Below are 22,131 nucleotides of genomic sequence, written 5' to 3'. Positions count from 1 at the left end.
CAATTAATTCGTATAAATTCCATTTCCTTTTACGCTTAACAATTTTACGCCATGCGGAGGAACGTCAGTATGATAAGCCGAATTAAAAACGCCCAGATCCTTCTGCCGCCAAACATCTCTTATGGTCAGCCTCTCCTGCAAATGGAGGTTTTTGAAATTCAGCTCTATCTTTCTGTAAGCAGTATCCATGTTAAAGATACCCACAACGTTAGATCCATCTTCCAACTCTTTTATCCAAACCTGGTATTTATCATTTCTGATCACCTGTTGTGCCTGCCTGCCCAGCACGTCCTGGTCTATCGCCAACACTTCGTCGTTAGTCAAAAGGTTCAGGGTAAATTCATCCAGCTTACTTATATCACAACCGATCAGTAAGGGGGCTGCCAACAAAGACCACAAGCTTACATGGGTATATTGTTCATCGGGCGTCAGGCGGGAAGGATGCAGGTTCTCGCCCCAACCCACCTGGCCGACGATCATCATATCCGGGTCGTTCCAGTTACCGGGTTTTGCATAGGGATACAGGGCAGCCTGTTGGAATCCAATACGGCAAAGGCTTTCCCAGGTATCTTCTATATCTTCCGTTGTACGCCAGCTTTGGCCGTCAACCGTACTTCCCCATTTCCAAACATCTTTCATTCCATATTGACAAAGGTTATATACGATATCCCTTTTCCCGCCTTCCAAAGCCTTTTGCATAACCCGGTAAGGCTTTATATAGGAAACTAATGCGGTGTCACTCCCCACCACTCCATCATAACTGCACCAATCATATTTCAGGTAATCGATGCCCCAGGATGCGTAGGTACCGGCATCCTTTTGTTCATTGAGGTAAGAACCCAGGTATCCTCCACAGGTTCTGGGGCCGGGAGAGGAATAGATGCCGAATTTCAAGCCCTTTTCATGTAGCCAATCGCCCAAAGCCTTCATACCGGAGAACTTGTCATTGGGCATTAAAGTACTATCAGACCTTCGTTTAGGCTCCTGCCAGCCGTCATCAATATTGATATAGGTCCAGCCATGATCAGCCAGGCCTTTATCTATCAAAGCTTTGGCAGAAGATCTGACTTTATCTTCGCTCACACTCAGCCCCCAGCAGTTCCAGCTATTCCATCCCATTGCCGGAGTTAACGCCAGAACATCACCCACTTTAATCAGCAATTTTTGATGTGCCTGCCCACGGTCATTTGCCACTACAACGTGTACAGGATATTCCCCTTTTTCAGAGAGAACACCCTGTATCACACCCGTTTCTTTGTCCATGACCAATCCTTTTGGAAGGTCTGGAATACGGTAAGACAAGGGCTTTTTACCGGTAGCTGCTATCTTGAATAAAAAAGGAGAGCCAGGATGTACACCGAATACCTTCGCACTGTTGATATGGGGAGAGGCTGCGGGGGCAGGGGTAAGAATATAGGGGATCTTTTGATTACCGCTGACTGACAGACCCGTTGCGCTCTCTGTAAAAACAAAACTACATTCAATACCCTGGCCGGAAGGCATGTTGAGTACTATCTCTTTTACGGTAAAGGGATTTAACCGGACAGCTGATTTTTTGTTGAGTATCTCTTTTTGGGAGGCGGCGTTATATATTCTGCAGGTAAACACCCCCTCCACCACGCTATTAAAGGAGTTCTGCAACAGAACCGGTACTTCTGTTTTTTCGGTAGATAAATATTTCATTTTTTCATTAGAAATAGTTAGCGTGATGCCGTCAGTTCTTTCCAGCATATCCAGGTATGGGTTACCCATAAATATACCGCCTGTTCCACCCCCATCATAATCCCTTATAACAATCACATTCTCTTCATCCCATTTAATGGCCGGATTTGTAACGGCAATATGGTATTCCCGGATAGCGGGCCATTTACTTATATAACCTTCTGTATCATCGGGAAACGAACCTGTTTTTCCAATTTTTATCCCATTTAGCCAGGTTTGATCCACGTCGTTTACATGCGCCAGGAATATACGCAGGCTATCTCTCCATTGACCGTTTGTTTTCAAAGAAGAAGGGATCCTTACGTGTATGCGGTACCAGGCATAACCATGATAATCAGGAAATCCCTGCGCCTGCCAAACCTCACCTGTCTTAATGTCTTTCCAACCGCTGTCGTCAAAACCCGGTTTGCTCCATCCGGCGTTATCCCCGGTTGAAAATTTTGCAGATGGCAATGGAAGAGCGTCAGGGTGCTGTGCAAGGCAGCAAACTACAGGAGCAGAAATGAACCAGATCAGCAACAATGACTTCTTCATTTCTAAAATTACATATCAGCAACTCCCGGCATGACCTGTAATTTAATAAAGTATACACAAATATTAACCTTAATTATTCAAATACCACGGTCTTATTCTTATACACGAAAACGCGGTCCTCAAAAACCCCTTAGCCGAACCGCTCCACGGCAAAAGGTGACAGGTCGATACTGGTAGCCTGTTCATCGACCAATTCACTGACCAGTTTACCCGTTCCTGGCCCCAGACTCAATCCTAACATGGAATGCCCGGTTGCCACCACCACATTGTCGTATTTTTTTATCCGGCCGATATAAGGCAATCCATCTGCCGAACAGGGGCGGTAACCATACCATATTTTTTCTTTTGACGGCATAGGCACATCGAATTCCGGAAAAAATTTCCTTACTGCATTAAGAATACCTTCTACACGATTATAACGGGGAGGAGCATCCGTTGTTGTAACTTCCATGGTCCCCCCGAACCGGATCTTGTTCCCATTCATCGGTGTGATTGCCGCCCGTCCTTCTACCAGGATCGCCGGGTAATTCACCCGGTAGGGAGAATCTTCCAATGTTACCGAATATCCCCTTCCCGGCATCAGGGAGATGCGGGTGCCCATCATGGCTGCCATTTCCCTGCTCCAGGATCCCGTAGCCAGCACGACAGCATCCGCACTATATGTATTATTGGCGGTATGCAATTTCCGTATTGCCCCGTTCCCGGTTTCAAAACGTTTCACTTCTTCATTAGGCACCAACTGAACTCCGACGCTTCTTAGCTTGCCGATAAGGACTTCCATCAATTTGTTCGGATACAGATGAGCGTCGCATTTAAAGAATATGGCACCAAGGGCATTGATCTTTGTATGTGGTTCTTTTGCCTGTAACTCTTCATAATTCAGTAAATGCGTATCCAGACCCAATTCCTGCGCTTTCTCCACCGTATGGTGGGCATGCGCTGCGGCCGCTTCGGTCTGAAAGATCTCCAACAGGCCTTTATGCTCGTAAGCGCAATCGAATCCGGGGAGCTTCATCCAGGATTCATATTCATGCTGGCTCAGGAGCGCTATATCTTTCAGTGGTACGGCCGATCTTTCCACATGTTCTTTCGTCGCGCTTTTCATAAAGTTCCAGCCCCAATCGATCAGCGATCTGCTGAGTCTTGGTTGTACATAAAAAGGACTTCTGGAGTTCAACATCCATTTCAGTCCTTGCCGGACGATCCCGGGAGTAGCCAGTGGTATAAAGTGGCTGGGGCACACATATCCGCAATTTCCATAAGAACAATTATCCAGGAAATCGGCCTTGTCCAGGACAGTGACCTGGTGCCCCGCCTGTTGCAGGTAATACGCCGAGCTTAGTCCGATAATTCCACCCCCAATTACAATTACATTTTTTCCCATTTCCCAATATCCTGTTTTCTTATTCGTTAATATTTCAGAAGACAACTTGCTTTCATCCCTTTAAGGGCTGGTGATTTACAATTTATAAAACCGCCAGCTTGTATGAAAATCCCTGGGCAGGTTCTGGCCGGTAAGTATAGCTCTTACCATTTCCACCGGCATCATATTCTCCTGTAAAATGGCATCGTGGAATTGTTTGACCGTCATTTTTCCTCCGTCCACCAATTCTTTTTTCAGGGCATAGAATTGAAGTCCTCCGATCATGTAAGCTATCTGATATAAGGGATCATATCCACCGACAAAAGAACGCCGCACCTCTCCTTCCGCATTGGCACGTTCATGTCCGACCCGGTCTACCAGGAAATCGATGCATTGCCGGGGAGTCCATTTCCCCAGGTGATAATTCAAAGAAAAAATGATCCGGGCACAGCGGTGCATACGCCAGAACAGCATACCTATCCTGTCCTCCGGTGACCGTGGAAAATGCTGGTCCCACAGAAACATTTCCCAGTACAGGGCCCATCCTTCCCCCCAAAAGGGGTTGTCAAAATGACGATACGTTTTATACCTGTTACACATAAACTCCTGCATTAAGTGCCCGGCTATCAACTCATGATGAACGGTTGCCCTTGAGAAATGCGGATTATTACCCCTCATACTCATTAGCTTATCTTCCTGACTCATTGTACTGGTAGGGTATGAAACGCTCAATTCCTCCCCGCCTGTGAAAAAAGGATTGATCAGTTGCCTTTCCGGTGTCATCATGATCATCCGCCAGGTCTCTTCGGCCATGGGGGGAATGGTCAGCAAGTCGTTTTTTTTCAGGAAGTCGACAGACTCATTATACAATTCCATGATCGCTTCCGGCTGCCGGGAAGGAGGCACGTAGGTGGTCTTCACTTTTTCCAGTGCCGCCTTCCAATTTTCCCCAAAACCCATATCCCTGGAGGCCATTTCCATTTCTTTGTCGCACCAGGCGAATTCCTTATTGGCGATCGACACCAGTTCTTCGGGGGAATAAGGGATCATCTGTACATCCAGCCTTCGAAGTAACTCTTCCCTACCTATTGGATTGCCGGCGATACTGCTGCCGTCGTCCTTAACAGGAGCGCCCATCCTGGCCTTTGCATGGAAAAGGTCCGCATATTCCCCTAAAAGGCTATCCAGTTTTTTATAGGGCAGAGGAATCCACCAGGTAAACAATGGGTCATATCCATTATAGAACTCAAAAACACTTTTTAACCCATCCTGTAACCCTTTTATAGTTCCCTCAGCCCGTTTGCTGAGTGCTACCGGGATCGTCCGGTCGGTTTCTATTTTTTTGCGGCAAGCCTGGATTTCTTTACCGATCCGGGTCAATTGTCCGGCTAATTTTTCTGCATCCGGAGCGGCCCCTCTTCGTCTTGCCCTTTCAATGGCATAAATGCTGTCGGCAAAGGGCACCCATTGGCCTATTATGCCAGACTCTTTTTCTTCCAGGGCAAGTCCGTGTAATTGTTCCTGCAATAGCCGGCTGAACAGGATATAATCCACCCGTGCTCCTCCATTCAGCTGATCGAAAGGTAATGCTTCCAATTTCTTCAGGTATTCTTTGGCAACCCAGGTTAGCCGCTCCCGTCTTTCCGGAGAGCCGGTCAGGGTATAAAAACGCTCCAGGCTCCCATGGTCCGCCGTATATTTTACCATCAGGTTATTCACCTCGCTTGTTTGCGCATATAGGGAAGATGGGTCAATCTGGCCATTCACCACCCCGATTTCCATGGTTATCAATAATAAAAATAGGCAAATCCGCATCCGTGGATATATTTATCAATAAAATTAAGGCGACACCCCACACTTATATTCACCTATTTTAACTTCTTGTAATTATTTATTAACAGCGAAGATACAGGGATTACAAACCCGGATTTTAGCCCCTTATAGCCATATTTTAACCTATACTTACTGATTTTTGATAATAATAAGATAATATTTGCAAATACCGTACATTCACATTGGTCCCCATTTTTTAACTCGTTTAGTTAAATAGAGCAGCCATGAAAGTCCTGCAATTCACCATCCCGGTTCCCCACGACAAAACCGTCATTGTTCAGAAAGATGTGCTCCCTCATTTCTACCCGCATTTGCACAGGCACCAGGAAATCCAATTGACCTGGATACAGCAGGGAGAGGGAACTCTGGTTGCGGAAAACAATATGCATGCCTTCCGGTCAAACGAAATTTACTGGCTGGGTGCCAATCTTCCCCATATCTTCAAGAGCGACCCTTCGTACTTTTTACCGAAGAGCAGGAAAAAGATCCAGGCACTCAATATTTTCTTCAATGTAAAAGGCCAGTTGGATTCTTTCTTCGAACTACCCGAAATAAAAAATGTAAAAAATTTCCTGCAGAATCAACAGGCAGGTTTTAAAGTGCCGCAGCAACACGTCGCTGAGATCTCCAACAAAATGCTGCGGATCCAGAGCAGTTCAGGGGTGGACCAATTGATTCATTTTATGGAGATCCTGAAACAATTGAGTTCCTTCCAGGAATTGGCGCCCCTGTCAGCCTGCTCCCAACCGGCCGCCTACAGCGAACACGAAGGCATCCGCATCGGCTCCATTTATAACTATATTATGCAACAATATGATAAGCCAATCACCCTGGAAGATGTCGCCAAACAGGCCCACATGACCCCTCAGGCGTTTTGCCGGTATTTTAAAAAGCATACGCTGCATACTTTTGTATCCTTCCTGAACGAGGTGCGCATCAACGAAGCCTGTAAAAAACTGACAGACGGGAATTATGACAGCATTGCCACTGTCGCATATAATTGCGGATTCAACAGCATTACCAATTTCAACCGGGTATTCAAAAGCATCACGGCCAGATCACCCAGCAACTATGTCGAAAGTTATTTCCATCATGTGGAACTGGGGGCCTAAGAGGAAAAGCATAAAGCGGCAAAAACAGAAAAGTTTTAATTATATCCGGGATTTGGTGTCAACAGGGTATTTTTATTTGTTTCATATCTGGGTATCGGCCATAAATAATAGGCAGGAAGAAAGGTCCGGGGCTGCACAACCACGTAGGTATACGTAAACCCGCTATTATCCTGTTCAATCTGAACACCCATCAAAGGTTTATTATCGGTCTGACCGGCGATTTTCCAACGACGTGTATCAAAGATCCGGTGCCCCTCAAAACACAGTTCGATCTGCCTTTCATGATGGATACGATCCCGTAAAGCAGTACCATTATCTGTGATACCCGGCATTTGCACGCTCGCCCGGCTTCTTATTTTGTTCACATAGATTTGTGCTACGCTTTCATTACCCAATTCAAATTCGGCTTCGGCATAGTTCAGATATAATTCTGCCAACCGGCATATGATCCAGTTCTGATTACTGGTCTGGCTATTGATATTTATACTCTCATCCATGTATTTCCGCCAGTTATAACCAGTTGGAGAATTATTAGCCCCTTGCGGATCATCTGTGCCTCCCTTGAAGGCCTGAAAGGTCCTGCCCCTGTATCTCAAACCATTGTATACAATATCACCGGCAAACCTGGGGTCCCGGTTATCATATGGATGTGCGGGGTCGTATCCGGAGGAAGGGTCTGTTATCATTTTGCCATTGGCCATCTCAAACGAGTCAACGAGATTTTGCGAAGGCGCGATTGCTGACCATCCCCCATCCAGGTTTGCTGCTGAGATCAGATCGATCCCTCCGCCGGGGGTTCTGCTAAAATTGTAGGAAAAGAGTATTTCGCTATTTTGTTTATCCAGAAATATCTTTTGATAGGTATTGTCCTGGTTTAAGGCATATCCGTTCGCTTCACAAAAGTCAATAGCAGTTTTAGCCGCATCCGCTGCCTTTTGCCATCTTGCCACGTCATTGGATTCGTTATTCAAAGGGCTGGCTGCATATAATAACAACCTGGCTTTTAATGCCATCGCGGCCGCGGCAGTACCCCTGCCAAAACTTGCATCACCGATCCGGTTAGCGGGCAGAAGCAAGGCCGCAGAATCGAGGTCATTTATTATAAAACTTACACATTCATCATAGGTATTTCGTTTAACCTGAAAACTGGTATCCTTTAATCCATAGGTCTTAGTGATAATGGGTACGCCGCCATAACGTTCCACCAGGTCGAAATAACAATATCCCCTTATCAGTTTCATCTCCCCGGTCAACTCTTTTGCAAACGCCGAGTCAGCAGACCTGGATAAGGGAACCGTTCCGATTTTGCTGAAAAAAACATTGCAGTTACTGATGTATTTATAATCCAGCGTCCAGGTGTCGGAGAAAAGGTTGTCCGGCGTCCATTGGCCGGTATTGACGGCCCAGGCATTCGCATAATTATATTGGGTGAACCCTTCGTCACAACCCATCGCCAGAAACTCTGCTTTAAGGGATGCGTCTCCTTCAAAATGGGGGAAAACGGCATATTGCCCGTTGACAAAAGCCTGCACCAGGTTCAGGTCGGACCAAACATCCGGATCCGAAAATGAATCGAGCGGTTTCTTACTTAAAAAATCTTTCTCGCAGGAACTGGCTGATATGATGAGGAGTGCCATCAGGCACAAAGAAGAAAATAAAGATTTCATATATTTCTATTTACTATGCACAATAAACAGGTTTAAAAACTAAGGTTGGCTCCAATGGTAAAAATCCGGGTTTGCGGATAGGCAGCGCCTATATAATTTATTATTTCAGGGTCATAATATTTTACTTTATCTACACTGAACAGGTTAAATCCACTTATATATACCCTGCAACCGGTAAGGCCCAAACTTTTAAGCCGTGTAGCAGTAAACCCATAGGCCAGCTGAACACTTTTTAATTTCACGAAAGACATGTCTTTTAACCAGAAATCCGATTGCAGGTTATCAATACTGTTAGTTCTGTCAAAGGCGCCAGGCAAATTTGCGTTGGGATTATCCGCTGTCCATCTGTTAGTATACACCCAGGCAGGAGGGACAAAATATTTATTGTTATTGACATTGGGCTGGATTATTTGTTTGGCCCTGGCCTGTCCCTGCAAGAGGAGATTAAGAGAAAAGCCTTTATAATTAGCGCCCATGGTCATTCCAAAAACGATGCGTGGTATCGGACTTTCATAATTGCGCACCTGGTCTTTTGATGTTATCTTTTTATCACCGTCATAGTCTATGTATTTTATATCCCCCGGCTTGGTGCCAGCCAGGTGTGGGTATTTATCAATATCAGTCTGCGAATGGAAAATGCCATCCGTCTTATAGACCAGCCAGGATCCCAGTGGATAGCCCTGTACCTTTTGCCATTGGGGAACGCCCGGTGCTTCATCGTTAAAGACTACCTTGTTACTGGTATAGGTAAAATTGCCGGAGATATTATAATTAAGATCTTTATTAATTGTTCCCTTGTGGCCTATTTGTATTTCCAAACCATGCCTGTCGACAATTCCAATATTTTCATCCGGCAAAAGGAGCCCGGCACTGGTAGGAATGGATGCGTTCCTGGGTGTAAGAATATCATACCGGTGGGCAAAGAAATATTCAATACCAAAATCCAGCATACCATTCCACAAAGAAGATTCAATGCCGATATTCTTATTTTTTTCTTTTTCCCAGGTTATATTTGGATTGGGTGCAATCCCGGTGGCTAAAGCCTGCGTTTGTGTAGGTGTGTTTGGATCCGAGCCGGTATAAAAAGCGAGCCCGTTATCAGTAGGATCGACCAATGTATATCTCTGCAGGAACTGGTAAGAACTTACACGATCATTACCCAACAAACTATAGGAGGCTTTTAGCTTCAATTGGTTTACAAATGGCGCCAATTTTTTAAAAAAGGGCTCTTCGGAGATCCGCCAACCGGCCGATATTCCCGGAAAGTTACCATATTGCCTGCCGGGAGGGAAATTAAAGGAACCATCGCGGCGCATGGTAAATTCAAAAAGATATTTATCTTTATATCCGTAATCGATCCTTCCGAAATAATTACGTCTTGCATTCTGGCTGGCGCTTCCTCCATTATTAATATCGGCGCCGGAGGGGCTGCCGGCAAATAGTTGATCCAATCCCGTACCTATAAAATTCTTTCTGAAAGCGCTGATCCCTTCATCATAATAACTACTTTGTTCAAATGCTGCAAAAACATTTATGTTGTGGCCTCCAAAACGTTTTTCATAGCCCAGCTTCAGGTTATAGGTTTTCAAATGGCTATTCCCATAATTCTCATTTAGCCGGATGGAATTATTATCGCCTAATAAAGTGGCTTTAACATTCGTAAACTGATTGGTTGTGCTATCATAATCATACAGATCGAAAGGATGAGTAAAAGATTTACCATTATAAAAATTAAAATCCTGAGCGGCAAACCCTGTAAAGGACAAACCCGGTGTAATAAAAGGGAGTTTCCATTCAAAGGAAACGAGGGTCTGGATGGAGTTCGTGTTAGCCTTCCGATAGCCATCATATCCCTGAGCCTCCTGCATTGGATTGGCCCCTTGCGTGCCTCTGGCTGGCAGGCCATTGGGATAAAACGGCGCATAGCCGGGAGGAGTCCCCAGGATATCAGAAAAGATCTGGTCAGAAAGAGTAGGTTGATAAACCCTGTTCTCCATCCTGCCGGCCAGGTCGACAGAAATCTTAAAATTATCGGTAACCTGTGCATCTATATTGGCACGCAGGTTATATTGGTTGTAATTGGTGGCGGACTTCCGGTAAAAAGCGTCCTGGTATAAATACATACCGGATAAAAGATATTTAACCTTATCACTCCCCCCCGATAAGGTTACGCTATGTTGTGTTTGGGGTGTCCATGGTTTTAAAACAGTCTTGTACCAATCCGTGCTGGGGTAATTCAATGGATCATTTCCTGCCTTATATTTATCAATCTGATCCTGGGTAAAAGCAAGCGGTTGATTAAGCCTCGCATTTAATTCGTTCTTATATATGGCATACCCGGCTGCATTAACCAGCTTTGGAATCCGGGTAGGCTGCGAAAGACCAAAACTGCCATCATAAGAAATAGAAGGTTTGCCTGTCTTACCTCTTTTCGTGGTCACCAATATAACTCCGTTTGCTGCCTGGGCTCCATAAATGGCGGCAGCAGCATCTTTTAAAATGCTTATGCTCTCAATATCATTGGGATTTAATCGCTCAAGACCGCTCCTGTTAGCAACACCGTCTATTACGATCAGAGGAACGGCGGTATTGGCAGGATCTCCCAGGGTCCCTACTCCCCGTATATATAAATCAGAGCCGTCGGCGCCGGGCTCCCCACTCCTGTTATTGGCAACCAGGCCAGGCACCCGTCCAGCCAGGGAATTGGTGATGTTCACAGAACTGCCCTGCCTGATCTCTTCGCCGCTTATTTGGGCAACGGAACCGGTCAGCGTAGCCTTTTTCTGTTTGCCATACCCTACCACGATAACCTGGTCTAACTCATTTTTACGGATTTTAAGGGAGACTTCCAGGAACCGTTCATTTCCCGTAAAGCTAACCTCCTGTGTGGTGTACCCCGTATTGGAAATCACCAATATGCCCGATCCTGGTGTTGGCAGATCCAGTTTAAATATGCCGTTCCCATCGGTAGGCGCCCCTTTTTTTGTTCCTTTCAGGGCGACGACGGCGCCTGATATAGGGTTGCCGGTTGAATCGGATACCTTACCCGAAACAAATCTTTTTATACCACCAACATTTTGTGCATAAAGCAGGGCAGGTGAATAAAAAATAGCCAGTAGGGTGAAAAAGGAAAAAAGGATCTTTTTCATAAGTGTTTTATTGTTTTGGTTGTGTTTAAAAAATCATTGGCAATCCATCTTATTATTATTATTAATTGTTAAATTGACACGTATAAAAAAAGGTCTAAAAAAAACGATTAACAATCACTCCCTAAATTTAATTTACTGCCCATCAAGGCTATCCACATATTTTAACCTCTTCTATCCCTTTTTTAACAAAAACAGCCCCGCGAATGCGAGGCTGGTAAACTAATCTCCGGGATGCGGCCATTAGAATCATTGAGTAATCACCTGGGGGTCGCCCGCCCTGACCATCCTGATAGTCCCGAATACGGGGCCAACGGAATTACGGGCGGTTTTGGCTTTGAAGGTTACCACTACTTTATCCTTGCCTTGTAACAATTCCTTGGCAACAGGATAATTTATTTCATAAAACTTACTTTCTTTTAATCCATTCAGGTCTTGTGTGGCTATAGTATGACCATCGATCTGGATATCAAATATTCTTCCACGATGGTCAGATCCCCAGTAAGAACAGATCAGGGTATGGTCTACGGTGGAATTTACCTTCATTGTAAAAGAGAAATTACCTCCTTCTTCCGCCGAACGCCATTTCTGGCCATGTTCTTCACCGGTATTCAGCTTCTCGCCGGTAAAGGAATGATCTCTTTCAGGCTGCATCTCACCCAACCGTAATTTATCGATGGTGAGGTCTTCCAATTCCTGTCTCTTTTTCTTTTCTTCCTGGTACTTTACCTGTTGGACAGCCCAGGTTTCGGGAGTAAAATAATCCCAGTAAACGCTGTAATATTCATTTTTTGTCCGGTTGAAGGGGATCATTTTCACCTTCATCTCTTCATGCTGCTGACCAGTGGCCATTACCGCCCGGAATGCTAATTTTTCATCTCCCTCTCTTTTTATCCATTTGTTGGGATCCTTTTCATTGGTGACCAGGACAGGGATACCTTTTACCGGATCGGGTTCCGTATTCCCCAGGACTCCGGCCAAAATGACCGGGCCATAGAACAAAGCTATACGACCCGGATTATCCGGCATGGCCACCGTATGGATAGACTCGGGAAGGGTCAGCTCTATCTTATCACCATTCTTCCAAAGCCGGTCCAGAATAATATACCCGTCCGCTCCGGTACCATAATGTTCCAGTTCCTTTCCGTTCACGTTCAGCAGGATCCCCTTCCCGGCCCAGTATGGCTTACGGATCCGGATTGAGAAGACAGATGGCTTTTGTACGCCGATAAGCAGCGATACTTTATCATCCGCAGGCAAATGCGTTTGTTGTTCAACGGTAATCCCTTTCTCTTTCCAGTTGAGGCGCGAGGGAATGAACAAATTGACAAAAAGGCTGCCGTCCTTCCCCCTGAAATATATGCTTTCCCCATATTTTACATGGTTTTCCATACCGGAACCCACACAGCAGGTAAAGGTGTTGAAGGAATCGCTGTATTCTTTTCGGGTTCCCATCCTGAGCGCTACGAAATAACACATCATACCGTCATCATGATTTTGCGAAGCCAGTATATGGTTATACAGGCCCCTTTCGTAATAATCCATCAGGGATGCTTTGGGGTGCCAGGCGAAAAGATGCCTGGTAAGCTTCAGCATATTATAGGTATTACAGGTTTCCGTGGTATTGTCCGTCAACTGGTCGTTCAGCTTGTGTGGCTGTCCCAGGTACTCATAATTACTGTTACCGCCGGTTGCATAGGAATAATTATTTACAATCGTAGCCCAGAAATATTCCGAGATTTGTCTGTCTTTTTCCGAACCGGTCAGTTCGTATCTCCTGGCGCAGCCGATCACTTTGGGGATCTGGGTGTTGGAATGTTTGCCGGCCAGTACATCAAGGCCTAGTGAAAGGGAATCCAAAATACGTTTGTCATGGAATTTATAGGAAAGATCCAGGTATTTTTTATTCCCGGTGAGAGAATAGGTATTGACCAATACATCATTCATACCTCCATATTCGCAGAAAAGCATTTTTTGCAGAAGCGAATCGCTGAGAGGGTTGACGATTGTACCCGTCCAATCTGCCATCTTTTTTTCAACCTGCAGGGCTTTGGCATTATTACAATAAAGATAGGCATCCAGCAGGCCTGCCATGATCTTATGGACGGTGTACCAGGGAGACCATGCCCCATTCAGATCGAATCCCCTGGATCGGATATGCCCTGCGGCAATTTCCATCCACAAGGAATCCTCCCTGGGTATGGCACCGATATAACCCTCGCCACGCCCTTTTACGCGGGCGGCCTGGCATAACGCCAGTTCATCGACCATATAATTTACCCTGTCCAGGTATCGTCTATCATCCGTTGAGGCGTATTGTAAGGCGCATGCGGAGAGGTAATGACCCAAAGAGTGCCCGGCCAGCCCAGAGGATTCCCAACCGCCATATCGCTCTCCCTTGGCCTTCAGGCCGGCGTGGGCTCTGAAATCCGACAGAAGGCGGTCCGGCTCTATCACCAGCAGATACCGGGCATCGGCTTCCATGGCTTCCTTAAACGGACCGTCCAACAGACGTACTTCTTTTATATCGAAAGGGTAAGCTTCGATGTTCACTACGGGAGCGACCTTCATCTCCCGGTTCGCGAATTCGGGAACATAGGACTGGGCAGAGAGAGTACCCGTCACTAACAGGCTAAGGGCGATGGACAACAGTCCAACCGGGCGTTTCTTCATGACAAGATAATTTAGCCGAAGCTACTACAGTTTTTACCCTGCACCTTTCATTATATTGACAGAAACTGACCGTATTTTAATTTTTATTAAGGGGCATTATTCAAGGTCGTTTTTCTGGAAAGCGAGAATCAGGATGATGCCACTCAGCAAACCTGATATGGCAATGAACTCCTGACCTTCCAGTTTGAGAATATCATTGATAAAAAGGATCTGCGCCAGGATCAGAAAAATGGAGAAGGCCACCAAAACGATCTTTCTCAGGGATTTTTTCGATTTTCCTTTAAACAAACCAAAGATGGAAATGAGGGAAAAGAAGATTCCGGCAAATGTTGTCATACTGTATAGTTTTTCATAGAGAGATGTGTAGTGTGGACTAAAATACGCCATGCCGGTGAAGAATACAATAGGAAATAAGCCAGGTATTTTTCCGTAGTATGGTGTAAATTACGGTCAAAGGACCTGCAGTAATTCGGAGGGCTCTATCTCCAGCGCCTGGGCCAGCGCCAGGATGGTCGTAAAAAGTACATCGACCTCTCCGGCTTCGATCTGATGGACGTGGCTTTCATACAGGAAAGCGGTCGCAGCCAGTTCGCGTACACTGATATTTTTCTGATTTCGTACTAGTGCCAGTTGCCGGCCGAACTTACGGAAAATTTCTTCCTTGCTATCCATACGCAAATGACTTATATGTACCACCAGGCATTGCCTGATTGGGTAAATAAAAAAGTTTACTCCAACTCGTAGTTCAGCAAGGATGAGGGGTGCGCTTCCAGGGCAAGGGCCAATTGCAAAATGGTCGTAAGCGTGATATTGATCATACCTTTTTCGATCTTGGCGATCTTGCTATTATCAATACTGCAAGCATACGACATTTCACGCAAACTGAGGTTTTTCGCTTTCCGTAGTTTTCTTAGATTTTCCCCGAATTTCTTCAGGTCTTTTTTATCAGCAGGCGTAATCATTATATATTTTCCTAATGAATGCCCAAGATGGAAGATTTTTTCAAAATATTTGAGGTCTATTAAGACCGCAAACCAAAAAGACCTTATCTTTACATCTTTCATGCCCTCACCCTTCATTTAGGCAATCCCGTTAATGCCCCTTATTGATCGCCGTCAATATGCATCCTGCCCGGGGATACCATACGAAATTTATATGCCATACCCGGATCAGGGAGGCGATTGGTCAGGTGTACAAAGGGGAGAACTTTTTGTGCAGCGAAAAGGTGGATCACTGAATTGTCTGTTTTTCCACTACTTTTATGAAAAAACCACCATGCCGGGGCCCCCTACCATAAAAGAAATAGCCAAACGGTTGAACATTTCAGCCTCCACGGTATCAAGGGCCCTCCATGACCATCCCAGTATCGGTCTGCGCACAAAAATGCGCGTGCAGCAATTGGCAAGAGAATTGAATTACGAGCCAAATCAAACGGCCATTTTTTTTCAGCAGAAAAAAACCTTCACCATCGGGGTCATACTCCCCGAACTGTCCGAAGCCTTTTTTTCCGCCGCCATCAGCGGGATCGAAGATACTGCCGGTAAAAGCAATTACTCCGTCCTCATGGGGCAATCGCACGATATGGAAGAGCGGGAGAAACAGATCGTGGAAACCATGAAAAAACACAGGGTGGACGGGCTAATCATTTCGATCGCCAAGAACACCGAAAATTACGAGCATTTTGAAATGCTGAAAAAATACAATATCCCTATTGTATTTTTTGATCGGATTCCCGGTCTTTCCAATATCCACTATGTCGCCTGCGACATGGAATCAGGCACGATCCAGGCTGTCAATTTCCTGCTGAACAGCGGGCACCGTATCATCGGTATGGTCAATGGACCGGAAAAACTATTTGCCAGCCAGCAACGGGAAGAAGGATATATAAAGGCCATGAAGAAACACCGCCTCAAATATGATCCTACCCTGGTCGTTTCATCCGATCTGACCCGGGAAGGCACGGAAAAAGCCATGACCCGTCTGTTATCCTTAAAACGAAAACCGACGGCTATCGTAGTTTTTAACGATTATGTGGCCCTGGATGCCGTTCAATTCGCCAAAAAGCGGAAACTAAGGATCAATAAAGATCTCACTTTTGTCAGTTACGCCAACCTGCCGATCAGCCTCTATACGGCTTTCCCCCCGGTAGCCTCTGTTGAGCAGTTCCCCTATCTTCAGGGGCAGAAAGCAACGGAAACTTTGTTGGAACTCCTGGAAAAAAACAAACAGAATACCGATCCGGATACCTGGTATAAAATCATCGTAGAATCCAAACTGATCGTCCATCCCGGAAGATAGGCAGGAAAATATACGCAATCGTTTGCCTATGGAAATACTAACCTTCTTCCCTATGTTTGACAAGCCTAATTTTATTCCAATTTCAATAGCGTATGTTTTTTAGCGTGTTAGCGGCCTATGGCCTGAAGGAAGATGAGTGTACAATCCGGGCCTATGGGACGGGACTGATCAACCATACCTGGAAAATAACCAGTAAAGGAAAGGAATATATCCTTCAGCATATCAACCAGGATGTTTTCGGGCAACCTGACCTCATTGCTGAAAATATCAATGCCGTAGCGGATTACCTTAACCGGCACTTTCCTGAATACCTGTTCATCAAACCCTTGAATACCCTGGACGGAAGGAGCCTGGTCTATGACCAGGAACACGGCTATTTCCGCCTGATCCCCTTTGTTCCGGGCTCGCATACCTATGATGTGGCTGAGGACAGCCGGCTGGCCTATGAGGCGGCCCGGCAATTCGGGAAGTTCACCAAACTCCTGTCCGGCTTTCCGGCAGATCAGCTCCATTTTACCTTACCCGATTTCCATAATCTTTCCTTGCGGTGCAAACAATTTGAAACAGCGCTGACCCAGGGCAATCCGTCCCGTATCCGGGAAGCCAAAGAGCAGATCGACACCCTCCGCCAATTTGATTATATATTGACGGAATTCGAACATATCCGCAACCATACCGGGTTCCGCATAAGGGTAACCCATCATGACACCAAGATCAGCAATGTCCTTTTTGACCCTTCTGACAAGGGACTTTGTGTGATCGACCTGGACACCGTTATGCCGGGGTATTTTATCAGCGACCTCGGGGATATCTTCCGCACCTATCTTTCCCCGGTAAGTGAAGAAGAAAGGGACTTCAAAAAGATCTCGGTACGGGAAGATTATTTCCAGGCCATCGTTCAGGGGTACCTTGGAGAAATGAAAGAAGAACTGAGCCAGAAAGAAATAGGCCATGTCGTCTATGCCGGTAAGTTCATGATCTATATGCAAGCCATCCGTTTCCTGGCAGATCACCTGAATAACGATATTTATTATGGAGCAAAATACGAAGGCCATAATCTGGTTCGTGCCGGCAACCAGATCACCTTGTTGCAACGGTTAACGGAAAAAGAGGAATTATTGAACGGATTGGTGGCAGGTTACGCAATCATTTAATTTTTAACTGGTAAATTATTCATTTTTAAATACAAACGCTTATGACTTCTTCCCGGAGAAAATTCGTCAAAGATGTTAGCCTTGCCGCAGCAGGGTTAGCGATGTTCAACCCGGAGCGTCTTTTCGCAAGTGCTCCCGACCGGAAAGTGAGATTAGGTTTTATCGGCACCGGCCTTAGGGGTCAGGGTCACCTTTCCCTCGCACTCAGGCGTTCCGACACCGAAGTGGTCGCCATCTGTGATGTTGACGCCCAGATGCTCCAAAGGAGCAATGACATTATCAAAAAATCCGGCAAGGCCCAACCCAGGATCTTTACCGGGGATAATTATGCTTACCGGAAGTTGCTGGAACTAAAAGACCTGGATGCCGTTATTATTGCCACACCCTGGGAATGGCATGCACCGATGATCCTCGATGCTTTGTCCGCCGGCATTAAATATGTGGGTACCGAAGTAGTGCTGGGCATTACCCTTCAGGACCATTGGGATGTTGTAAAGGCAGCCGAACACAATAAGGCCAATGTCATGATGCTGGAAAATGTTTGCTACCGCAGGGATGTAATGGCCGTAATGAACATGGTTCGCCAGGGCGTCTTTGGAGAGATCATCCATCTTCAGGGCGGCTATCAGCATGACCTCCGGGGAGTAAAATTCAATGACGGCACCGGCCATGGCGCCGGAGCGGAGTTTGGCGAAAAAGGATTCTCCGAAGCCCGTTGGCGTACCAACCATTCAGTACACCGTAACGGGGAACTATATCCTACACATGGAGTCGGACCGATTGCCATGATGATCGATATAAATCGCGGCAACCGCTTCCTCTCCTTAACCTCGTATTCCAGCAAATCGAGAGGCCTGCATAATTATATCGTAAAAAAAGGTGGCCCCAATCATCCAAATGCCAGTGTACGGTTTAACCTGGGCGATGTGGTAACTACTAATTTAAAATGCGCCAATGGGGAAACGATCCTGTTACAACACGACACCAGTCTTCCCCGCCCTTATTCCCTCGGTTTCCGCGTACAGGGCACCAATGGCCTGTGGATGGACGTCAATAAAGGAATTTATGTAGAAGGAGTCAGCAAGGACGAAGAATGGGACAATGCACAGCAATGGTATGACAAATACGATCATCCGTTATGGCAGAAATGGAGCAAGGAGACGGAAGGCGCCGGTCATGGAGGAATGGATTTCTTCGTATTACATGCCTTCGTGGAAGCCGTCAAACGCGGCAAACCCACTCCGCAGGACGTGTATGATGCCGCTGCCTGGAGTGCCATCACCCCGCTAAGCGAGAGTTCCATCGAACAGGGCAACGAACGGGTTGAATTCCCCGACTTCACCGGAGGGCAATGGATGTACCGCAAAAATGATTTCGCGCTGACAGGAGATTATTGATCCCCTCTGGATCATTGATCCCCGCAAGCCGTTGATTGTTCTATATATTTAAGGCAGCAACCTGTCCTGAAACCGGTCGATCCGGTACAGATACAGGTTGCTGCTTTTTTCTACAGCCCCTGTAATTTCTTCTACCAGATTAAACCGGTACGTATGTGGCAGCAAAGAGTCGGCCTGAACGATCCGGTCAGGAGCCCATGCAGAAACCAGGTAGATCCGGTTTGTACCACTTTGGACGCCGGAGTCGGAGAAAAGCAACGCTATCCCATCTGAATAAGGATGAGGTCCGCCCGTCCGGGTGGCAAAATCCCGGTCCCATAAAATATAGGATTTCCGTCCCTGCAGGTCCAGGCAATAAAAAGAACTATCCGTATAAGCTGCCAGATCATCAACGCTGGTATGATCAGATACCACCATTGCTTCGCCTTCCTTAATTGGAATTTTTTGAAGGAGTTGTTTTACCCTGAAAATCTGGGAAAAGGGTAAGGAGATATCTTTCAGGCAGGCATAAATGCCTCCGATCAACTGAAGAGCAAACAGGATGATCAGGATCGTTCTTCTTTTACCGGTGATGAAGGGACTGAGCCCTTGCAGATTAGTATTGTCTCCGGTCTTTTGCGTTTCGGCTTCAGACAGGCATAACCACCAGGCGACTACAAAACCAATATACAGGTAACCGGTATACCGGGCATCCTTCAAGGGAAAAATGGAAGCCATCGCGAAGGTCAGGAGCAAATTCGTTATAAAAAAAAGACAGGCCCGCCTTTTCCCTGCTAATATAAAGATCACCAGGCCGATAATGGTCAGGGATAAAAGAGGAATCAGGTTTTCTACCCATTTGGTTTTCTTTTGCCATTCCAGCAGGAATTGTGTATTCCAGAAATGTTCGTTCCACCAGGCGGGAATGGGAATAAAGGATCGAATCGGAGCCTGGAAAACAACAGCTAATTGTTCTTTGACATTCCACCTGTTTATCCAAAAATGAGGGGCGATCTGGCTATCGGAAGGAGGAGAGATGAAATATAAGGCAGGCAGCAAAGTCAGGATCCCCAGCAAAACATGCAGGATCAGTCCTTTTACGCTTTTTTTTCGTTCTAAAAAGCTTACCAGGAAGTACAGGTGGAAACTGCAAGCCAGCAGAAAGGCCAGCAAATGGGTATTCGACAACAGAAAAAGCAATAAATAATATAGGAGGAGCCGGCCTCTGAACCCCCTGAACAGGACCAGGCAAAGACAAAACGCCAGGAGCAGCCCAACTGCATAATTCCTGCTTAAGACGCCGTATTCAAACAGAAAAAAATATCCGAAAGGGATCATTCCTTTGGCAAAAAAAGGCAAAGGAGAAAAAAACAATAACAGAAAAATCATGGCCATCGATAATATGCCCTGCGTTAGCTGCAGACTTACAGGATTATGGGAGATCTTTCCGATCAACCAAAGGAGGGTATACCAGACAGGAGGATGTCCTTCGTACCGGGTGTTGAGAAGCAAGGACAAATAACTCCCGCTCCCCTTGGCAATATTCCAGCTATGAAGCTCATCCCCCCAAAGCTCATGATTAGCCATAGTCAGGATCAGGACTATGGCGTAAAAGAAGAATATGATCCATAACCTCCCTTCGCGGAACGCAGGCGTTGTTCGATCATCAGGAAGGTTACCGGCAATAAACATGAGGCTGACAATATTCCCTAATATACTGATTTATGCCGGTTGGGCCATAGTGTGTTTTTTACCGGATCTGCGGAAAGGCCATCCCGGTGATCTTTCTGTACAGGTCCACAGCATAGAGATCCGTCATTCCGGATATAAAATCGACTACCGATTGCGTGTCGTAGTACAGACGGGAGGGATCTCCGGTAATGACGAATTGCCCGGATATAAGCTGAAGCAGTTTTTCCGATTTGGAAGATTCAGGATGGAGGACGGCGGCAAAAAACTCCTTTAGCATACCCCCGATCACGTTATAACCGGCGATTTCGATCTCAACGACCGACCGGTGGTTGTAGATATGCTGAACGGAAAAGGAATCGATCTTTTTTACCAGTTCCACTTCCCTGGCCGGCAAATAATCGATCAGGGATTTTTCCAGCCTGCCTTCCAGTAAGGCATCTTCGTTATTCATGAACACATCACAGACACGATGGATCAGCAAATTGATCAGTTTGGCCCTCAGGAACTGAACTTTCTGATTACCATCCTTGATACCGTTCAGGGTCTTCTCTACCCGGTCACGCGCATCATATCCTTCTTCAGCGTCAAAAAAAGAAAGGAAAAGATCTTTAATGGTATCGATGGAAATAATATTCAACCTGTGGGCATCTTCAAAATCGATGACCCGGTAACAGATATCATCTGCCGCTTCCACCAGGTAAACAAAGGGATGGCGCGCAAAAACGTTTTTCCCGTTTTCGGTTCGGGGTATCCCCAGTTCTTTGGCAATAGCCGTATAGGTATCAATCTCCGAATCAAAAAAACCGGATTTTTTGGTTGCCAGTTGTTTTTTATTAAAGCCATGCTGGCTATCGGCCGGATATTTTACAATAGAGGCAAGTGTCGCATAGGTCAAACGGAAACCGCCACGTGCATCCTCATTGAAGGTATGGGTGAGGGTCCTGAAGGCATTGGCATTGCCTTCGAAATACAGAAAATCACGTTGCTGATTTTCGGTGAGCTCACCAACAAACCGTTCTTTAGCAGATCCTTCCAAACTGCGGAAAAAGGTACGGATCGCATCTTCTCCCGAATGACCGAAGGGAGGATTGCCAATATCGTGGGCCAGGCAGCCTGCCGCGATGACAGAGGGCAATTCATATTTATAGAATTCCCTGAATTCATCCCCGTTCTGTGAATGTTTGTCAGCGAGGGCATCACCCACGGCCTTCCCTAATGAACGGCCAACCGAAGCCACTTCCAGGCTATGCGTTAAACGGTTATGGACAAATACAGCGCCAGGCAAGGGGAATACCTGTGTTTTATTCTGCAAACGCCGGAAAGCGGAGGAGAAAATTATGCGGTCATAATCCCGGAGAAAAGAGGTACGAAGAGGAGAATCCCCGGAACCTGTTGAAGGCGTAGTCGATTTTTTCTCTGATCCTGTCCGTAAAGGACTATATAATTGTCGCCAGTTCATTCTTTGCATACGGAAAAATTTATCCCGGGGAGCTGCTGAAAATTTGTCGCTCCTGAAAAGCTATCGCCTCGGGGCAAAATAGTCGATTGGGCGCAAAGATAA

Annotated in this window: 15 protein-coding genes; 4 read left to right on the top strand and 11 right to left on the bottom strand. The window is 46.1% G+C overall.

Going from position 1 to position 22,131, the window contains the following annotated elements:
* Nucleotides 1-3: 3 nt before the first annotated feature.
* From ACX0G9_RS00900 to ACX0G9_RS00890, 3 genes are all read right to left on the bottom strand, one after another.
* The gene (locus tag ACX0G9_RS00900; RefSeq protein ID WP_459062950.1) at nucleotides 4-2,256 is read right to left on the bottom strand and encodes a putative Ig domain-containing protein; all 2,253 of its coding nucleotides are present in this window, start codon (nucleotides 2,254-2,256) and stop codon (nucleotides 4-6) included.
* A 130-nt stretch (nucleotides 2,257-2,386) separates the two neighbouring features.
* Nucleotides 2,387-3,640, bottom strand: a complete 1,254-nt coding sequence (locus ACX0G9_RS00895; RefSeq protein WP_459062949.1) for an NAD(P)/FAD-dependent oxidoreductase — start codon at nucleotides 3,638-3,640, stop codon at nucleotides 2,387-2,389.
* Between the two features lie 75 nt (nucleotides 3,641-3,715).
* Nucleotides 3,716-5,434: a DUF885 family protein gene (locus tag ACX0G9_RS00890; protein WP_459062948.1), complete on the bottom strand. Its 1,719-nt coding sequence runs from the start codon at nucleotides 5,432-5,434 to the stop codon at nucleotides 3,716-3,718.
* A gap of 242 nt (nucleotides 5,435-5,676) precedes the next feature.
* On the opposite strand from ACX0G9_RS00890, the gene ACX0G9_RS00885 reads away from it, so the two are divergent.
* A complete protein-coding gene (locus ACX0G9_RS00885) occupies nucleotides 5,677-6,564 on the top strand; it encodes an AraC family transcriptional regulator (RefSeq protein WP_459062947.1) in 888 nt (295 codons plus the stop codon).
* A gap of 35 nt (nucleotides 6,565-6,599) precedes the next feature.
* Here the strand turns inward: ACX0G9_RS00885 and ACX0G9_RS00880 are convergent, their stop codons facing one another.
* The 6 genes from ACX0G9_RS00880 to ACX0G9_RS00855 all read right to left on the bottom strand — a co-directional run bounded on the left by ACX0G9_RS00880 (nucleotide 6,600) and on the right by ACX0G9_RS00855 (nucleotide 15,012).
* Nucleotides 6,600-8,231 (bottom strand): RagB/SusD family nutrient uptake outer membrane protein, encoded by a 1,632-nt coding sequence (locus ACX0G9_RS00880; RefSeq protein ID WP_459062946.1) that lies wholly within the window; start codon nucleotides 8,229-8,231, stop codon nucleotides 6,600-6,602.
* Between the two features lie 32 nt (nucleotides 8,232-8,263).
* Nucleotides 8,264-11,380: a SusC/RagA family TonB-linked outer membrane protein gene (locus ACX0G9_RS00875; RefSeq protein WP_459062945.1), complete on the bottom strand. Its 3,117-nt coding sequence runs from the start codon at nucleotides 11,378-11,380 to the stop codon at nucleotides 8,264-8,266.
* A 246-nt stretch (nucleotides 11,381-11,626) separates the two neighbouring features.
* Nucleotides 11,627-14,050, bottom strand: coding sequence for a beta-L-arabinofuranosidase domain-containing protein (locus ACX0G9_RS00870; RefSeq protein WP_459062944.1), 2,424 nt, complete (start codon nucleotides 14,048-14,050; stop codon nucleotides 11,627-11,629).
* 96 nt (nucleotides 14,051-14,146) lie between these two features.
* Nucleotides 14,147-14,386 carry a hypothetical protein gene (locus tag ACX0G9_RS00865; protein ID WP_459062943.1) on the bottom strand — a complete coding sequence of 80 codons (240 nt, stop codon included), beginning with the start codon at nucleotides 14,384-14,386 and terminating at the stop codon, nucleotides 14,147-14,149.
* Between the two features lie 114 nt (nucleotides 14,387-14,500).
* Nucleotides 14,501-14,722, bottom strand: coding sequence for a helix-turn-helix domain-containing protein (locus tag ACX0G9_RS00860; RefSeq protein ID WP_459062942.1), 222 nt, complete (start codon nucleotides 14,720-14,722; stop codon nucleotides 14,501-14,503).
* A 56-nt stretch (nucleotides 14,723-14,778) separates the two neighbouring features.
* Nucleotides 14,779-15,012: a helix-turn-helix domain-containing protein gene (locus ACX0G9_RS00855; RefSeq protein WP_459062941.1), complete on the bottom strand. Its 234-nt coding sequence runs from the start codon at nucleotides 15,010-15,012 to the stop codon at nucleotides 14,779-14,781.
* 193 nt (nucleotides 15,013-15,205) lie between these two features.
* Between ACX0G9_RS00855 and ACX0G9_RS00850 the strand changes: the two genes are divergently transcribed.
* From ACX0G9_RS00850 to ACX0G9_RS00840, 3 genes are all read left to right on the top strand, one after another.
* On the top strand, nucleotides 15,206-16,348 hold the full coding sequence (locus ACX0G9_RS00850) for a LacI family DNA-binding transcriptional regulator (RefSeq protein ID WP_459062940.1): 1,143 nt from the start codon (nucleotides 15,206-15,208) through the stop codon (nucleotides 16,346-16,348).
* Nucleotides 16,349-16,440: 92 nt separating this feature from the next.
* Entirely contained in the window at nucleotides 16,441-17,502 is a 1,062-nt protein-coding gene (locus ACX0G9_RS00845) for a phosphotransferase enzyme family protein (RefSeq protein ID WP_459062939.1), read from the top strand.
* A 41-nt stretch (nucleotides 17,503-17,543) separates the two neighbouring features.
* On the top strand, nucleotides 17,544-18,899 hold the full coding sequence (locus ACX0G9_RS00840) for a Gfo/Idh/MocA family protein (RefSeq protein WP_459062938.1): 1,356 nt from the start codon (nucleotides 17,544-17,546) through the stop codon (nucleotides 18,897-18,899).
* Nucleotides 18,900-18,947: 48 nt separating this feature from the next.
* Here ACX0G9_RS00840 and ACX0G9_RS00835 read toward each other — a convergent pair whose 3' ends face one another.
* On the bottom strand, nucleotides 18,948-20,570 hold the full coding sequence (locus ACX0G9_RS00835) for a hypothetical protein (RefSeq protein WP_459062937.1): 1,623 nt from the start codon (nucleotides 20,568-20,570) through the stop codon (nucleotides 18,948-18,950).
* Between the two features lie 58 nt (nucleotides 20,571-20,628).
* Nucleotides 20,629-22,038, bottom strand: coding sequence for a deoxyguanosinetriphosphate triphosphohydrolase (locus tag ACX0G9_RS00830; RefSeq protein WP_459062936.1), 1,410 nt, complete (start codon nucleotides 22,036-22,038; stop codon nucleotides 20,629-20,631).
* Nucleotides 22,039-22,131 lie beyond the last annotated feature (93 nt).

The organism is Flavitalea flava (assembly GCF_054461575.1).
The sequence above is the reverse complement of the archived record's forward strand: the minus strand, read 5'-3'. Positions and strand labels throughout refer to the sequence as shown.

Bases quoted from the DNA above. Each gene is read 5' to 3' on its own strand.
- ACX0G9_RS00900 (WP_459062950.1), bottom strand. From the start codon at position 2,256: ATGAAGAAGTCATTGTTGCTGATCTGGTTCATTTCTGCTCCTGTAGTT.
- ACX0G9_RS00895 (WP_459062949.1), bottom strand. From the start codon at position 3,640: ATGGGAAAAAATGTAATTGTAATTGGGGGTGGAATTATCGGACTAAGC.
- ACX0G9_RS00890 (WP_459062948.1), bottom strand. From the start codon at position 5,434: ATGCGGATTTGCCTATTTTTATTATTGATAACCATGGAAATCGGGGTG.
- ACX0G9_RS00885 (WP_459062947.1), top strand. From the start codon at position 5,677: ATGAAAGTCCTGCAATTCACCATCCCGGTTCCCCACGACAAAACCGTC.
- ACX0G9_RS00880 (WP_459062946.1), bottom strand. From the start codon at position 8,231: ATGAAATCTTTATTTTCTTCTTTGTGCCTGATGGCACTCCTCATCATA.
- ACX0G9_RS00875 (WP_459062945.1), bottom strand. From the start codon at position 11,380: ATGAAAAAGATCCTTTTTTCCTTTTTCACCCTACTGGCTATTTTTTAT.
- ACX0G9_RS00870 (WP_459062944.1), bottom strand. From the start codon at position 14,050: ATGAAGAAACGCCCGGTTGGACTGTTGTCCATCGCCCTTAGCCTGTTA.
- ACX0G9_RS00865 (WP_459062943.1), bottom strand. From the start codon at position 14,386: ATGACAACATTTGCCGGAATCTTCTTTTCCCTCATTTCCATCTTTGGT.
- ACX0G9_RS00860 (WP_459062942.1), bottom strand. From the start codon at position 14,722: ATGGATAGCAAGGAAGAAATTTTCCGTAAGTTCGGCCGGCAACTGGCA.
- ACX0G9_RS00855 (WP_459062941.1), bottom strand. From the start codon at position 15,012: ATGATTACGCCTGCTGATAAAAAAGACCTGAAGAAATTCGGGGAAAAT.
- ACX0G9_RS00850 (WP_459062940.1), top strand. From the start codon at position 15,206: ATGCCATACCCGGATCAGGGAGGCGATTGGTCAGGTGTACAAAGGGGA.
- ACX0G9_RS00845 (WP_459062939.1), top strand. From the start codon at position 16,441: ATGTTTTTTAGCGTGTTAGCGGCCTATGGCCTGAAGGAAGATGAGTGT.
- ACX0G9_RS00840 (WP_459062938.1), top strand. From the start codon at position 17,544: ATGACTTCTTCCCGGAGAAAATTCGTCAAAGATGTTAGCCTTGCCGCA.
- ACX0G9_RS00835 (WP_459062937.1), bottom strand. From the start codon at position 20,570: ATGTTTATTGCCGGTAACCTTCCTGATGATCGAACAACGCCTGCGTTC.
- ACX0G9_RS00830 (WP_459062936.1), bottom strand. From the start codon at position 22,038: ATGCAAAGAATGAACTGGCGACAATTATATAGTCCTTTACGGACAGGA.